1 protein-coding gene (cut by a window edge) is annotated in these 16,605 nt (G+C 72.7%); it reads right to left on the reverse strand.

Going from position 1 to position 16,605, the window contains the following annotated elements; genetic code table 11:
* Positions 1 to 16,605: the 3' portion of a non-ribosomal peptide synthetase gene (locus CRP56_RS19455; RefSeq protein WP_097265742.1), read on the reverse strand. Its footprint extends 11,742 nt past the window's final position; 16,605 of the gene's 28,347 nt are visible here — the last part of the coding sequence; the start codon falls outside the window, past its right edge; its stop codon occupies positions 1 to 3.

A 16,605-nucleotide genomic window follows, 5' to 3' on the forward strand; every position in this document is an offset into this window, starting at 1 on the left:
CTACCTTTCTGACACGGGCTTACGGTCTGACGTGGGTTCCGGGGTCACGAGGCGCCGGGCGACCTCCCGGCCGATGGTCTCGGCGTGCGTGCCGCGCAGCATCCCGACGTGGTCGGCGGCGATCTCGACCCCCTCGATGGGTTCGGCGATGTACTGCTCCCAGGTGGAGCGCGCCGCCGCGAGCGACACCTGGGCCAGGTCGCCCTGGGTGGCCAGGAACAGCACCGCGCCACCGCCGAAGCGCCGGGGGGTGTGCCCCTGCGCCAGCCGGATCATGTGCTCCTTCGTCTCCTCCACGTTGACCGTGAACGAGTCGGCCGGCGGGCTCATCGCCCCGGGCCCGTCGAGCAGGGCCCGCCCCTCCTGGTCCGCGGCGCCGTCGATCCGGACGAGCGTGCCGTCCACGCCGGCCGCGCCGCCGCCGTCGCCGTCCCCGTCCTGACGCGGGCCGTCCTCGTCCCGGCGGTGGTGTCCGCCGGGGTAGCCGTCCAGCAGCGCCAGCAGCGCGACCTCCTGCCCCTGCTCCTCCAGCTCCGCGGCGATGGCCTGGGCCAGCACCGCGCCGAAGGACCAGCCCAGAAGCTGGTACGGCCCCTCGGGCTGCACCGAGCGGATCCGCTCGACGTAGTCGGCCACCAGCTCCGGCACGCTGCCCGGCATCGCCCTGCGGTCGGTGAACCCGGGCGTCTGGAGGCCGTACACCGGCAGATCCTGCGGCAGGTGGCGCAGCAGCGCGGCGTAGGACCAGGCCAGCCCCGTGCTGTGGTGCAGGCAGAACAACGGCGTCCGGGACCCGCCGCGCTGCAACGCCAGCAGCGCGTCGAGGTCGTCCCGCCGCCGCCCGGCCCGCCGCGGCGCCGTCAGCCCGGCCGCGCCGTCCAGCGCCGCGCGCGGCTGCACCAGCCCGTCCGAGGTCCACGCGGCACGCCGCCCGGTACGCAGCATCAGGTCACCGCCGGCCCCGAAGGGATCGGCGACCAGACTGCCCGCGGTGCGGGCCGGGGCCCCGGCATAGGCACGGGCCAGCGACGGCCCGGCGACGTACAGGTCACCGGCCACCCCGACGGGCACCGGCCGCAGCCACTCGTCGAGCACGTAGGCGCGGGCGGTACGGGGCAGGGCGAGGGCGGGGACCGGCGCGGAACCATCGGCTACGGTCTCCACAACCGCGGCCTCCACAACCGCCGTACGCCCCCCGCTCAACGCGGCCAGCAGCCCGACGAGCAGCTCGGTGACCGGCGTGTCTGCGTCCAGGTGGAGCGTCGCGGCGGCCGACTCCGACGACGGGGTAGCCGCCTGACGGTCGATCACCCGGCCCAGCAGGGACCGGTGGTCCACCAGCTCGCCCACCGACGTGCCGTCCGGCGCCTCCGCGGGAAGCAGTACGGCCGGCTGGGACGGCCGCGGATCCGGGAGTACGGCAGGACGGCGCAACCGCCTGCCCGCGGCCCGGATCGCGTCCGCCACCCGCAGCACGGGCACCGCCTCCGCCCCGGCGTCACCCGACGACACGACGAGCGCGGCCGGCCCCACGCAGCCCAGTCCGGCCGCCGCCGCCAACGGCCCCTCGGGGGCGTCAGGGTCGGCGATGACGCACAGGGCGCCCGACCGGAGGACACCGAGCACGGCGACCGCCCAGTCGGTGCCGGGCCGTACCGCCACCACCACGGTGTCGCCCGCGCCCACCCCGCGCCGGTCCAGTCCCGCGGCGAGCCACGCGGCGGCCCGGTCCAGGGCGCGGCGGCTGAGGGAGCCGTACCGGTCCTGGACGGCCGGCGCGCCCGGCTCACGGGCCGCGGCCTCGGCGAGCGCCGGGAGCACGGTGCCGTCCGGGACCCGGGCCGCGCCGCGGTTCCAGTCCTCGGTCAGCTGCCGCCGCTCCGACTCGCCGAGCAGGATGTCGAGCTGGCTGAGCCGCAGTTCCGGCTCGGCCGCCACCTGTCCGAGGAGCCGGAGCAGACGCCGTACGAGAGCGGCGGCGGTGGCCCGGTCGAACAGTTCCTCGGCGTAGTCCAGGCTGCCGTCGAGGCCGTCGGGCCCGCCGTCGTCCCGGTGCCGGTCGGTCAGCCGTACCGTCAGATCGAACCCGGACGCCGGGGTGCCGAGGCCGACGAGCGAGGCGTCCAGCCCCGGGACCGCCGGGACGTCCCACTTCGCCGCGGTGTCGTCCCGGACGTCCAGGACCACCTGGACCAGCGGATGCGGGTCGCCCGGTGCCGCGTCCGCGACCCCCAGGGCCTCGGCGATCCGCGCGAACGGCACGTCCCGGGACCGCTCCGCCTCCTCGGTGGTCTCCCGGACCCGGCCGAGCATCTCCCGGAACGTCGGGTCGCCCGAGACATCGGTGCGCAGCGGCAGCAGCCCGGCGAACGGGCCCATGACGGCCTCGAGTTCACCCTCGCCCGTCGGGCGCGGCGCCACCGCGCCGACCACCAGATCGGTGCCGGCGCCCATCCGGGCGAGCAGCATCGCCAGCCCGGCGTGCACCACGGCGACCGAGGTCACGCCGAGCGCCTGGGCCGTCTCCATCAGCTGCACGTGCACCGGAGCCGGCACCCGCAGCGGCACCGCGCCGGTCCGCCGGGCGGGCCGCCCGGATCGCGGCCGGTCCACGGGAAGCGTGATCGCGGGCGGCGCGTCCGCCAGCGTCTCCTTCCAGTACGCGAGCTGATCACCGGCCACGCTCTCCGCCGTATCCGCCGCCGTCTCCGCGTCGGAGTCCGCGCCCGCGAGCAGCCGGCTCTCCCAGACCGCGTAGTCGGCGAACTGGAGCGGCAGGGGTGCCCGCTCCGGGGCGCGGCCCTCCCAGCGCGCGCCGTAGGCCACGGAGACATCGCGGACGAGCGCGTCACGGGACGCGTCGTCGCCACCGATCCGGTGCAGTACGAGAAGCAGGACATGGTCGGTGTCGGAGAGCTCGACCAGCGTGGCCGCCCAGGGCGTTTCGCTCGCGAGGTCGAACCGGCGGGCGGCACCGGCGGCCAGTACGGCCGGCAGTTCCCGCTCGGTCGCCGTGACGACCGGAAGCTCCGGGCGGGCCGCGGGATCGTCGGCGTCCAGGATCCGCTGGACCAGCTCCCCGTCCGGGGTCTCGGCGAACACCGTCCGCAGGACGGCGTGCCGTGCGGCCACATCCGCCAACGCCGCCCGCAGCGCGTCCCGGTCGAGCTCCCCGCGCAGCCGCAGGGCGACGGACGACTGAAGGGCCCGCGTCCCGGGATCGGCCGCGGCCCGCCGCCAGACGAACCGCTGTCCGGCCGTCGCCGGCGCCTCGCCCCCCTCATGGTCGACCGGCAGCAGCGAGGGCCGCGACCTGGTGCCCAGGAGGCGTGCCGCGCCGATCGGCGTCGGATCGCCGAAGAACTGCTTCAGGTTCAGCTCCGCCCCGATCTCCGACCGGACCCGGCCCGCGAGGTGCATCGCCAGCGCCGAATTGCCGCCCAGATCGAAGAAGTTGCCGTCGGCGGCCACCCGGTCGACGCCCAGCACCCCGGCGAACAGGGTGCACAGCAGCGCCTCGGTCCCGTTCCGGGGCAGCAGACCCGAGCCGTCGCTCTCCGGGTCGGGGACGGGCAGCGCGGCCCGGTCGACCTTGCCGTTGACCGTCAGCGGCAGCGCGTCGAGGACGACCACGGCCGAGGGGACCATGTAGTCCGGGAGCCGCGTCGCCGCGAACTCCCGCAGACTCGCGGGCTCAGGGGCCGCGATCGCGAGGTCCTCCGGAAGGACGTACCCGACGATGCGCGGCCGGCCCGGGCGGTCCTCGCGTACGACCGCTATGGCCGTCTTCACCTCCGGGTGCGCGGCCAACGCGGCCTCGACCTCACCGAGTTCGACCCGGAAGCCACGGATCTTCACCTGCTCGTCGGCACGGCCGACGAAGGCCAGCTGCCCGTCCGCCGTCCAGCGGGCCAGGTCGCCGGTGCGGTACATCCGGCCACCGTCCTCATCGAACGGGCAGGCCACGAACCGCTCCGCCGTCAGATCGGGACGGTTGACGTAACCGCGCGCCAGACCGTCTCCCGCGATGTACAGCTCACCTGTCACCCCCACGGGGACAGGTCGGAGGAAAGCGTCGAGGACGTAGGTACGGACGTTCCCCAGGGGCCGGCCGATGGCGGGCGGGGCGTCCTCACCCGTGATGCCCGCCTCCAGCAGTACGGCGGTGGTGATGACGGTCGCCTCGGTCGGACCGTACGTGTTCCACACCCGCGCACCCTCACGCCACTTGGCCGCCAGACCGGCCTCCAACCGCTCCGCGCCCAGCACCCAGTTCCCGATCCCGGACACCATCTCCGGCTCCAGCGCACCGAGGAGGGAGGGCACCACACTCGCCGTGTTCACGCCGGCCGCTTCGATCATGCGCGCCAGTGCCGCCGCGTCCAGCCGTTCGTCGGACGAGGCGATGGCCAACGTGCCCCCGGCGGCGAGGGTGACCGCCACGTCCAGCACCGCCGCGTCGAAACTGAACGACGCGAACTGCAAGGCCGTGACGCCGGGTTCGACGCCGAGCACCGGACGCATCACGGAGGACAGATTCGCCACCGAGGCGTGCGCGACAGCCACACCCTTCGGACGCCCCGTCGACCCCGACGTATAGATCACATAGGCCAGTTGATCGCCGCCCACCTCCGGCAGCACACCGACGTCACTGCCCAACTCATCCAGCAGGACGGTGTCCACCTCCGCCGACAGACGGTCCGCGGTCTCGGCCGTCACCAGCACCAGCTCGGCGTCGCTGTCCGCAGCCATGAACACCAGCCGCTCAGACGGGTATTCGGGGTCCAGCGGAACGTACGCCCCACCGGCCTTCCACACCGCCAGGATCGCCACGACCATCTCGACACCGCGCGGCAGGCACAGACCGACCCGGGACTCGCGCCCCACACCCCGCGCCACCAACCCACGCGCCAGCGCATCCGACCGCGCGTCCACTTCGGCGTACGACAGCCCCCGCCCGCCGGACCACAGCGCGACCGTCTCCGGCGCCCTGGCCGCACGGGCGCGGAACCGCTCCAGCACGGTGGACGTGTCCACCTGCTGGTCGGAGGCGTTCCAGCCCTCGACGACCGCGGCGCGCTCGCCCTCCTCCAGTACCTCCACGGCGCTCAGCCGCAGCCCGGGGTCGGCCGCGACCTGCTCCAGCACCCGCACCAGCCGCCCGGCCAGCGCCCGGACGGTCGCCTCGTCGAACAGGTCGGCCGCGTACAGGATGCCGCCGCCCATACCGGCCGGGACTCCCTGCTCGGACCACCGCTCCCCCAGGGAGAAGGAGAGGTCGAAGCGGGCCGCGGGGTCCTCCGCCGGAGGGATCTGCTCGACCGTCAGCCCTTCGAGTTCCCACTGCGCCTCGGGCACGTTCTGGAGCGCCAGCATCACCTGGAACAGCGGGCTGCGGGACGCCGACCGGGTCGGGTTCAGCTCGTCGACGAGCTTGTCGAACGGCACGTCCTGGTAGGCGTACGCCGAGAGGTCGGTCTCCCTGACTCGCGCCAGCAGGTCACCGAAGGTGGGGTCACCGGAGGCGTCGGAGCGCAGGACGAGCGTGTTGACGAAGAACCCGGCCAGCCCCTCCAGCTGCACATCCGAGCGCCCGGCGACCGGGGTGCCGATGCAGACGTCCTCCCCGGCCCCCATCCTCGCCAGCAGCACCACCAGCGCGGCATGCACGACCATGAACATCGTCGCCCCGCCCCGCGCGGCCAGCTCCGTCAGCCGGGCATGCGTCGCCGCGTCCACCCGCACCGGCACCTGACCGCTGCGGAACGACGGCATCGCCGGACGCGGCCGGTCGAACGGCAGCGCCGTCTCCTGCGGCGCCCCCTCCAACACCCGCCGCCAGTAAGCGATCTGCCCGGCGCCTGCGCTCTCCGGGTCGTCCAGCTCGCCCAGCACCTCACGCTGCCACAGCGCGTAGTCCGCGTACTGGACGGGGAGCGGCTCCCAGGCCGGTTCGGCACCCGACAGCCGTGCGCGATAGGCGGCCTGGAGGTCGTTCGCCAGCACGCCCATCGACCAGCCGTCGGAGGCGATGTGGTGCGCCACCAGCAGCAGGCCCCACTCCCCCTCCGAGATCCTCAGGAGGGAGGCCCGCCACGGCAGGTCGACCCGTACGTCGAACCCGCGCCCGATCTCCTCCTGCATGAGCTCGTGCCACCGCTCGCCGGCCGCCACGACCACCAGCTCCGGACGCCCCTCGGCGCCCTCGCGGATCTCCTGGTACGGCACCCCCTCCACGTCCGGGAAGACCGTGCGCAGGCTCTCGTGCCGGTCGGCGATGTCCCCCAGTGCCGCCCGCAAGGCGTCGATGTCGACGGTGCCGGTCAGGCGCAGCGCGAAGGGGAGGTTGTAGGCGGACGCCCCCGCCCCGTCGGTCTCGGCGCCCTCGATGCGGTTGAGGAACCACATCCGCTGCTGGGCGAAGGACAGCGGTACGCGCTCGGGGCGTTCCCGGCGCGCCAGCATGACGCCCGCCGACGCCCCGGCGCTGTCCACCAGCCGTGCGACACCGGCGACGGTCGGCTCCGCGAACACCTCACGGACCCCGACCGACACCTCCAGCACCGAGCGGACACGGGCGATCAGCCGCATCACCTTCAGCGAGTCACCGCCGAGCTCGAAGAAGCTCTCCTCCGCGCCGACGCTCTCCACGTCCAGCACCTCGGCGAAGAGCGCGGCCAGCGCCTCCTCGGTCGGAGTCGCGGGCCCACGGCCACCGTCCGCCGCGCGCTCCGGCTCGGGCAGCGCGGCACGGTCGATCTTGCCGTTGACGGTCAGCGGCAGGGCGTCGAGCAGCACGAGGGCGGACGGCACCATGTAGTCGGGCAGCCGGCCGGCGGCGAACTCCCGTACGGCGTCCGTCCGCGGCGTCAGCCCGGCCGCGGGCAGCACGTACCCGATCAGCCGTTCGTCGCGTACGACCGCGATGGCCGTCTTCACCTCCGGGTGGGCGGCCAACGCGGCCTCCACCTCGCCGAGTTCGACCCGGAAGCCGCGGATCTTCACCTGCTCGTCGACACGGCCCACGAACTCCAGTCGCCCGTCGGCCATCCAGCGGGCCAGGTCGCCGGTGCGGTACATCCGGCCGCCGTCCGCGTCGAACGGGCAGGCCACGAACCGCTCCGCCGTCAGGTCGGGGCGTCCGATGTAACCGCGCGCCAGACCGTCTCCCGCGATGTACAGCTCGCCCGGCACCCCTACCGGAACCGGCCGCAGATAGGCGTCCAGGACATGGGTCCGGACGTTCTCCAGGGGGCGCCCGATGGGCGGCGGCGCGTCCTGGGCGGTGAGGCCCTTCGGCAGCAGCGTCGCCGTGGTGATGACGGTCGCCTCGGTGGGGCCGTAGGTGTTCCACACCCTGGACCGCGCCCGCCACTTGGCGGCCAGACCGGCCTCCAGCCGCTCCGCGCCCAGCACCCAGTTGCCGATCCCGGACACCATCTCCGGCTCCAGCACCCCGAGCAGCGACGGGACGACGCTCGCGACCTCGACCCCGCAGGTCTCCACCAGTTCGGCCAGGGCGGCGGGGTCCAGCCGCTCCTCGGCCGACGCGATGGTCAACGTACCGCCGGCGGCGAGCGTGACCGCGACGTCCAGGACGGACGCGTCGAAGCTGAACGACGCGAACTGCAGCGCCGTCACCCCCGGTTCGACGCCCAGCACCGGGCGCATGGCGGTGGCCAGGTTCGCCACCGGGGCGTGCGCCACGGCGACACCCTTCGGGCGGCCCGTCGACCCCGACGTGTAGATGACGTAGGCCAGCTGGTCAGCATCGATCTCCGGCAAGTCACCGGAGCCGTCGGCGAGTTCATCGAGGCGGACGGTGTCGACCTCGGCCGACAGGCGGTCCGCGGTCTCGGCCGTCACCAGCACCAGGTGCGCCGCGCTGTCGGTCACCATGTAGGCCAGCCGGTCCGAGGGATACTCCGGGTCCAGCGGGACGTACGCCCCACCGGCCTTCCACACCGCCAGGATCGCCACGACCATCTCGGCCCCACGCGGCAGGCACAGCCCCACCCGCGACTCGCGCCCCACACCCCGCGCCACCAACCCACGCGCCAGCGCATCCGACCGCGCGTCCACGTCCGCGTAGGTCAGCGACCGGTCGAGGGAGCGCAGCGCCACCGCCGTCGGCGTCAGCGCGGCCCACTCGCGGAACCGTTCCACGACCGTGCTGACGTCGTCCGCGTCGCGGGCCGTGGCGTTCCACTCCGCCACGACCGTGGCCCGCTCGGCCTCGTCCAGCACCTCCACGGCGCTCAGCCGCAGCTCCGGATCGGCCGCGACCTGCTCCAGCACCCGGGCGAGCCGCTCGGCCAGCCGGCGCACGGTCTCCTCGTCGAACAGATCGGCCGCGAACAGGATGCCGCCCCGCATGCCCTCCGGCTCGCCCTCGGCGGTGTGGAACTCGTTCAGCGCCACCGACAGGTCGAAGCGTGCGGCCGGATCGGACGCGGGCGGTATCTCCTCGACCGCCAGCCCCTGAAGATCCCACTGCGCCTTCGGCACGTTCTGGAGCGCCAGCATCACCTGGAACAGCGGATTGCGGGCGGCGGAACGCGCCACGCCCAGCTCGTCGACGAGCCGCTCGAAGGGCACGTCCTGGTGCGCGTACGCCGACAGGTCGATCTCCCTGATACGCGCCAGCAGATCCCCGAAGGTGGGGTCGCCGGACGCGTCGGAGCGCAGGACGAGCGTGTTGACGAAGAACCCGGCCAGCCCCTCCAGCTGCACATCCGACCGCCCCGCGACCGGCGTACCGACGCAGACGTCCTCCCCCGCGCCCATCCGGGCCAGCAGCACCACCAGCGCGGCATGCACGACCATGAACATCGTCGCCCCGCCCCGCGCGGCCAGCTCCGTCAGCCGGGCATGCGTCGCCGCGTCCACCCCGACCGGCACCGACCCACTGCGGATCGACGGCGCCGCCGGACGCGGCCGGTCGAAGGGCAGCACCGTCTCCTGCGGCGCCCCTTCCAACACCCCTCGCCAATACGCGATCTGCGCGGACCCCGCACCGGTCCCGTCGTCGTCCAAGTCGCCCAGCACCTCCCGCTGCCACAGCGCGTAATCGGCGTACTGCACGGGGAGCGGCTCCCACTCCGGGGCCGCCCCGCCAAGACGGGCGCGATAGGCGCCCTGGAGGTCGCGGGCGAGTACGCCCATCGACCAGGCGTCGGTCGCGATGTGATGCGCGACCAGCAGCAGGACCCAGTCCGTGTCGGAGACCTTCAGCAGGGTGGTCCGCCACGGCAGATCAGCCCTGACGTCGAAGCCCCGCTCGGCTTCCTCCTGCATGGCGTCCCGCCACTGCTCGCCGGCTTCGACGACCTGGAGCCGGGGGCGGCCCGCGGCACCCTCGCGGATCTCCTGGTACGGCACCCCTTCCACGTCCGGGAAGACCGTGCGCAGGCTCTCGTGCCGGTCGGCGATGTCCCCCAGCGCTGCCTGTAGGGCCTCGGTGTCGAGGGTGCCGGTCAGGCGGAGGGCGAAGGGCATGTTGTAGGCGGACGCCCCGGTCTCGTCCATCCGGTTGAGGAACCACATCCGCTGCTGAGCGAAGGACAGCGGTATCCGATCGGGGCGTTCCCGGCGCGAAAGCACGACACCGGTCGACGCGGCGGCGGTGTCGACCAGCCGCGCGATCCCCGCGACCGTGGGCTCCCCGAAGACCTCACGGACGCCGACCGACACCTCCAAGACCGAGCGGATACGGGCGATCAGCCGCATCACCTTCAGCGAGTCGCCGCCGAGCTCGAAGAAGCTCTCCTCCGCACCGACGCTCTCCACGTCCAGCACCTCGACGAAGAGCGCGGCCAGCGCCTCCTCCGTCGGGGTCGCAGGCCCACGAGATGCACCGGCGCCCACATCCGGCACCGGGAGGGCGGCACGGTTGACCTTGCCGTTGGCGGTCAGCGGGAAGGTGTCGAGCACGACGACCGTCGACGGGACCATGTACTCCGGCAGCCGGGAGGCCGCGCTCGCCCGCACGTTCTCCGCGTCCGCGTCCCCGACGACATAGCCGACCAGACGGCCGTCCCGGACCAGCGCCACGGCTCGGTCGACCTGTGGGTGGGCGGCGAGTACGGCTTCGACCTCGCCGAGTTCGACACGGAAGCCACGGATCTTCACCTGTTCGTCGGCACGGCCGACGAAGGCCAGCTGGCCGTCCGGCGTCCAGCGGGCCAGGTCGCCGGTGCGGTACATCCGGCCACCGTGTGCGTCGAACGGGCAGGCCACGAACCGCTCCGCCGTCAGATCGGGACGGTTGACGTAACCCCGGGCCAGCCCGTCTCCCGCGATATACAGCTCACCCGTCACACCCACAGGGACAGGGCGGAGGAAAGCGTCGAGGACGTAGGTACGGACGTTCCCCAGAGGCCGGCCGATGGCGGGCGGGGCGTCCTCGCCCGTGATGCCCGCCTCCAGCAGTACGGCGGTGGTGATGACGGTCGCCTCGGTCGGACCGTACGTGTTCCACACCCGCGCACCCTCACGCCACTTGGCCGCCAGACCGGCCTCCAACCGCTCCGCGCCCAGCACCCAGTTGCCTATCCCGGACACCATCTCCGGCTCCAACGCCCCGAGGAGGGAGGGCACCACACTCGCCGTGCTCACGCCGGCCGCTTCGATCATGCGCGCCAGTGCCGCCGCGTCCAGCCGTTCATCGGACGAGGCAATCGCCAACGTGCCCCCGGCAGCCAGCGTGACCGCCACGTCCAGCACCGCCGCATCGAAACTGAACGACGCGAACTGCAAGGCCGTGACACCCGGTTCGACCCCGAGCACCGGACGCATCACCGACGCCAAGTTGGCCACGGAGGCGTGCGCGACAGCCACACCCTTCGGACGCCCCGTCGACCCCGACGTATAGATCACATAAGCCAGTTGATCGGCGGTGACCTCCGGCAGCTCGCCCGCGCCTCCTTCCAGCTCGTCGAGCAGGACGGTGTGGACCTCCGCGGACAGGCGGTCGGCGGTCTCGGCCGTCACCAGCACCAGCTCGGCGTCGCTGTCGGCGGCCATGAACACCAGCCGCTCAGACGGGTATTCGGGGTCCAGCGGAACGTACGCCCCACCGGCCTTCCACACCGCCAGCATGGCGACGACCATCTCGGCACCGCGCGGCAAGCACAGGCCGACCCGGGACTCGCGCCCCACACCCCGCGCCACCAGCCCAAGCGCCAACGCATCGGAGCGGGCATCGACCTCGCCGTACGACCAGGCCCGGCCCTTCGCCCACAACGCGGCCGCCTCGGGTGTCCTCGCCGCCCCGGCACGGAACCGCTCCAGCACAGTCGAGGTGTCGACCTCGCTCGCCGTGGCGTTCCAGCCCTCGACGACCGCGTGGCGCTCGCCTTCCTCCAGTACCTCTACCGCGCTCAGCCGCAGCTCCGGATCGGCCGCGACCTGCTCCAGCACCCGCACCAGCCGCTCCGCGAGCCGGCCGACGGTCTGCTCGTCGAACAGATCGGCGGCGTAGAGGATCGCGCCCCGCAGACCATCGACCGAGCCGTGGTCCGAGCGGCGCTCGCTCAGCGTCAGGGAGAGGTCGAAACGGGCCGGGGGGTCTTCCGCCGGCGGGATCTGCTCGACCGTCAGCCCTTCGAGGTCCCAGTGCGCCTCGGGCACGTTCTGGAGGGCCAGCATCACCTGGAAGAGGGGGTTGCGGGCGGCGGAACGGGCCGGGTTCAGCTCGTCGACGAGCCGCTCGAAGGGCACGTCCTGGTGGGCGTACGCCGAGAGGTCGGTCTCCCTGATACGCGCCAACAGGTCACCGAAGGTGGGGTCACCGGACGCGTCCGAGCGGAGGACGAGCGTATTGACGAAGAACCCGGCGAGGTCCTCCAGTTGGGAGTCCGAGCGCCCGGCGACGGGAGTGCCGACGCAGATGTCCTCTCCGGCACCCATCCTGGCCAGCAGCACCACCAGCGCCGCGTGCACGACCATGAACATCGTCGCGCCGCCCCGCGCGGCCAGTTCGGCAAGTCGGGCGTGCGTCTGCGTGTCGACGTCCACCGGCACCGACCCACTGCGGAACGTCGGCACCGCCGGACGCGGCCGGTCGAAGGGCAGCACGGTCTCCTGCGGCGCCCCCTCCAACTCCCGCCGCCAGTGGGCGATCTGACCTGCCCCCGCGCTCTCGGGGTCGTCCAGTTCGCCGAGCACCTCGCGCTGCCACAGCGCGTAATCCGCGTACTGGACGGGGAAGGGCTCCCATCCCGGCGTCCGACCGACCAGCCTGGACTGGTAGGCCGTCTGGAGGTCGCGGGCGAGTACGCCCATCGACCAGGCGTCGGAGGCGATGTGATGCGCGACCAGCAGCAGGACCCAGTCCGTGTCGGAGACCTTCAGCAGGGTGGTCCGCCACGGCAGATCGACGGCCAGGTCGAAGCCGCGCTCGGCCTCGCCCCGCATGGCGTCCCGCCACTGCTCGCCGGCCTCGACGACCTGGAGCCGGGGGCGGCCCGCGGCACCTTCGCGGATCTCCTGGTACGGCACTCCCTCGATGTCCGGGAAGACGGTACGCAGGCTCTCGTGCCGGTCGGCGATGTCCCCCAGCGCTGCCTGTAGGGCCTCGGTGTCGAGGGTGCCGGTCAGGCGGAGAGCGAAGGGCATGTTGTAAGCGGACGCCCCGGTCTCGTCCATCCGGTTGAGGAACCACATCCGCTGCTGTGCGAAGGACAGCGGTATCCGGTCGGGGCGTTCCCGGCGCGAAAGCACGACACCGGTCGACGCGGCGGCGGTGTCGACCAGCCGGGCGATCCCCGCGACCGTGGGCTCCGCGAAGACCTCACGGACGCCGACCGACACCTCCAGCGCCGAGCGGATGCGGGCTATCAGCCGCATGACCTTCAGGGAGTCGCCGCCGAGTTCGAAGAAGCTCTCCTCCGCACCGACGCTCTCCACGTCCAGCACCTCGGCGAACAGCGCGGCCAGCGCCTCCTCCGTCGGGGTCGCAGGCCCGCGAGATGCACCGGCGCCCACATCCGGCACCGGGAGGGCGGCACGGTCGACCTTGCCGTTGACGGTCAGCGGCAGAGCGTCGAGCACGACGACCGTCGAGGGGACCATGTAGTCCGGCAGCCGGGTGGCGGCGAAGGCACGGAGGTCGTCCGTGTCGGTGGCGCCGACGGCGTAGCCGATCAGACGGCCGTCGCAGATCTGTGCCGCGGATTGGTCGACGTGGGGGTGGGCGGCGAGTACGGCTTCGACCTCGCCGAGTTCGACCCGGAAGCCACGGATCTTCACCTGCTCGTCGGCACGGCCGACGAAGGCGAGCTGGCCGTCCGCCGTCCAGCGGGCCAGGTCGCCGGTGCGGTACATCCGGCCACCGTCCTCATCGAACGGGCAGGCCACGAACCGCTCGGCGGTCAGATCGGGACGGTTGACGTAACCCCGGGCCAGACCGTCACCCGCGATGTACAGCTCACCGGGCACGCCCAGGGGCACGGGACGGAGGAAGGCATCCAGCACGTAGGTGCGGACGTTCCCGAGGGGCCGGCCGATGGCGGGCGGGGCGTCCTCGCCCGTGATGCCCGCCTCCAGCAGTACGGCGGTGGTGATGACGGTCGCCTCGGTCGGGCCGTACGTGTTCCACACCCGGGCAGCTGCACGCCACTTGGCCGCCAATCCGGCCTCCAGGCGCTCAGCACCCAGCACCCAGTTGCCGACCCCGGGGGCCGCCCCCGGCTCCAGCACACCCAGCAGCGACGGCACCACACTCGCCGTGGTCACGCTGGATGCCTGAAGCATCGCGGCCAGGGCGGCGGGGTCCAGCCGTTCCTCGGCGGAGGCGATCGCCAGCGTGCCGCCTGCGGCGAGGGTGACGGCCACGTCCAGCACCGCCGCGTCGAAGCTGAACGACGCGAACTGCAGGGCGGTGACGCCCGGTTCGACGCCGAGCACCGGACGCATCACCGACGCCAAGTTGGCCACGGAGGCGTGCGCGACGGCCACACCCTTGGGACGCCCCGTCGACCCCGACGTATAGATCACATAGGCCAGTTGGTCGCAGCCAACTTCCGGCAGCACGCCGGAATCACTCGCCAACTCATCCAGCAGAACCCCTGCGGACACCCGCCCGGCGGTCTCCTGCGCGACCAGCACCAGCTGCGCCGCGCTGTCGGTCACCATGTAGGCGAGCCGGTCCGAGGGGTACTCCGGGTCCAGCGGGACGTACGCCCCACCGGCCTTCCACACCCCCAACATCGCCACGACCATCTCGGCCCCACGCGGCAAGCACAGCCCCACCCGGGACTCGCGCCCCACACCCCGCACCACCAACCCACGCGCCAACGCATCAGAGCGCGCATCCACCTCGGCATACGACAGGCCCCGGCCCTCGGACCACAGCGCGACCGCCTCCGGTGCCCTGGCCACGCTTGCACGGAACCGCGCCAGCACAGTCGAGGTGTCCACCTCGCTCGCGGTGGCGTTCCACTCGTCCACGACCGCCGCCCGCTCGGACTCCTCCAGCAGGTCGAGGTCGCTCAGCCGCAGCCCCGGGTCGGCCGCGACCTGCTCCAGCACCCTCACCAACCGCCCGGCCAGACCACGCACCGTCGCCTCATCGAACAGATCCGCGGCGTAGAGGATGCCGCCCCGCAGACCATCGGCCGTGCCGCCCTCCGACCGGCGCTCGCTCAGCGAGAGGGACAGATCGAATCGGGCCGCGAGGTCCTCTGCGTGAGGAACCTGTTCGACCGCCAGCCCTTCGAGGTCCCAGCGCGGCTCGGGCACGTTCTGGAGGGCCAGCATCACCTGGAACAGCGGGTTGCGGGCGGCGGAACGGGCCGGGTTCAGCTCGTCGACGAGCCGCTCGAACGGCACGTCCTGGTGGGCGTACGCCGAGAGGTCGGTCTCCCTGATGCGCGCCAGCAGGTCCCGGAAGGACGGATTCCCCGCCAAGTCGGACCGCAGGACGAGCGTGTTGACGAAAAGGCTGGCCAGTTCCTCCAGTTGTGCGTCGGAGCGGCCGGCGACCGGAGTGCCGACGCAGATGTCCTCCCCCGCTCCCATCCGCGACAGCAGTATCGACAGCGCGGCGTGCACGACCATGAACATCGTCGCCCCACCCTGCGCCGCCAGCTCCGTCAGTCGGGCGTGCGTCTCCGCGTCCACCCGCACCGGCACCTGACCACCGCGGAACGAGGGTGCCGCCGGACGCGGCCGGTCGAACGGCAGCGCCGTCTCCTGCGGCGCTCCCTCCAACGCCCGCCGCCAGTAAGCGATCTGCCCGGCACCGGGGCTCTCCGGGTCGTCCAGCTCGCCGAGCACCTCGCGCTGCCAGAGGGCGTAGTCGGCGTACTGGACGGGGAGCGGTTCCCATTCGCGTTCGGCACCCGACAGCCGTGCGCGATAGGCGTTCTGGAGGTCGTTCGCGAGTACGCCCATCGACCAGGCGTCAGTCGCGATGTGGTGAGCCACCAGGAGGAGCACCCACTCCGCCGCCGAGACCCTCAACAGGGTCGTCCGCCACGGCAGTTCGACGGCGAGGTCGAAGCCACGACCGGCCTCGTCCTGCATGGCGTCACGCCAGCGCTCGCCGGCCTCGACGACCACCAGCTCCGGACGCCCCTCGGCACCCTCTCGGATCTCCTGATACGGCACGCCCTCCACGTCCGGGAATACCGTGCGCAGACTCTCGTGCCGATCCGCCACATCACCCAGTGCCGACTTCAGCACCTCGACGTCGAGACTGCCGGTCAGTTGTAGGGCGAAGGGCAGGTTGTAGGCGGAGGCCCCCGTCTCGTCCATCCGGTTGAGGAACCACATCCGCTGCTGAGCGAAGGACAGCGGTACGCGCTCGGGGCGCTCCCGGCGCGCCAAGATGACTCCCGCCGAGGCCCCGGCGGTGTCGACCAGCCGTGCGACTCCCGCCACGGTCGGGTCGGCGAAGACCTCACGGACCCCGACCGACACCTCCAACACCGAGCGGACACGGGCGATCAGCCGCATCACCAGCAGCGAATCACCACCCAGCTCGAAGAAGCTCTCCTCGGCGCCGACCCTCTCCAGGCCCAGCACCTCGGCGAACAGCCCACACAGCGCCTCCTCCGTAGGAGTCGCCGGCCCACGAGAGGCACCGGCCCCCAGATCCGGCACCGGCAGAGCAGCCCGGTCCACCTTCCCGTTCACCGTCAACGGGAACGCGTCCAGGACGACGACCGCGGACGGCACCAGGTAATCCGGCACGCGAGCGGCAGCGAATGCGCGCAGAGCGGTGGCATCCGTGTCGCCGACGGCGTACGCGATCAGCCGTCCGTCACGGACCAGCGCGACCGCCTGCTCGACCCCCGCATGAGCCGACAGAACCGCCTCGACCTCACCCAACTCCACCCGGAACCCACGGATCTTCACCTGCTCATCCGCACGCCCCAAAAACTCCAACTGCCCATCCGCCAACCACCGCACCACATCCCCCGTGCGATACATCCGGCCCCCGCCCTCACCGAACGGGCAGGCCACAAACCGCTCCGACGTCAGACCAGCACGCCCCGCATACCCACGCGCCAACCCCACCCCCGACACATACAACTCACCACGCACCCCCACCGGCACCGGCTGCAAAAACGCATCCAGCACAAACACCCCGGCATTCCG

Origin of the sequence: Streptomyces sp. TLI_55, assembly GCF_900206255.1 — a bacterium.
GTDB lineage: Bacteria > Actinomycetota > Actinomycetes > Streptomycetales > Streptomycetaceae > Streptomyces > Streptomyces aquilus.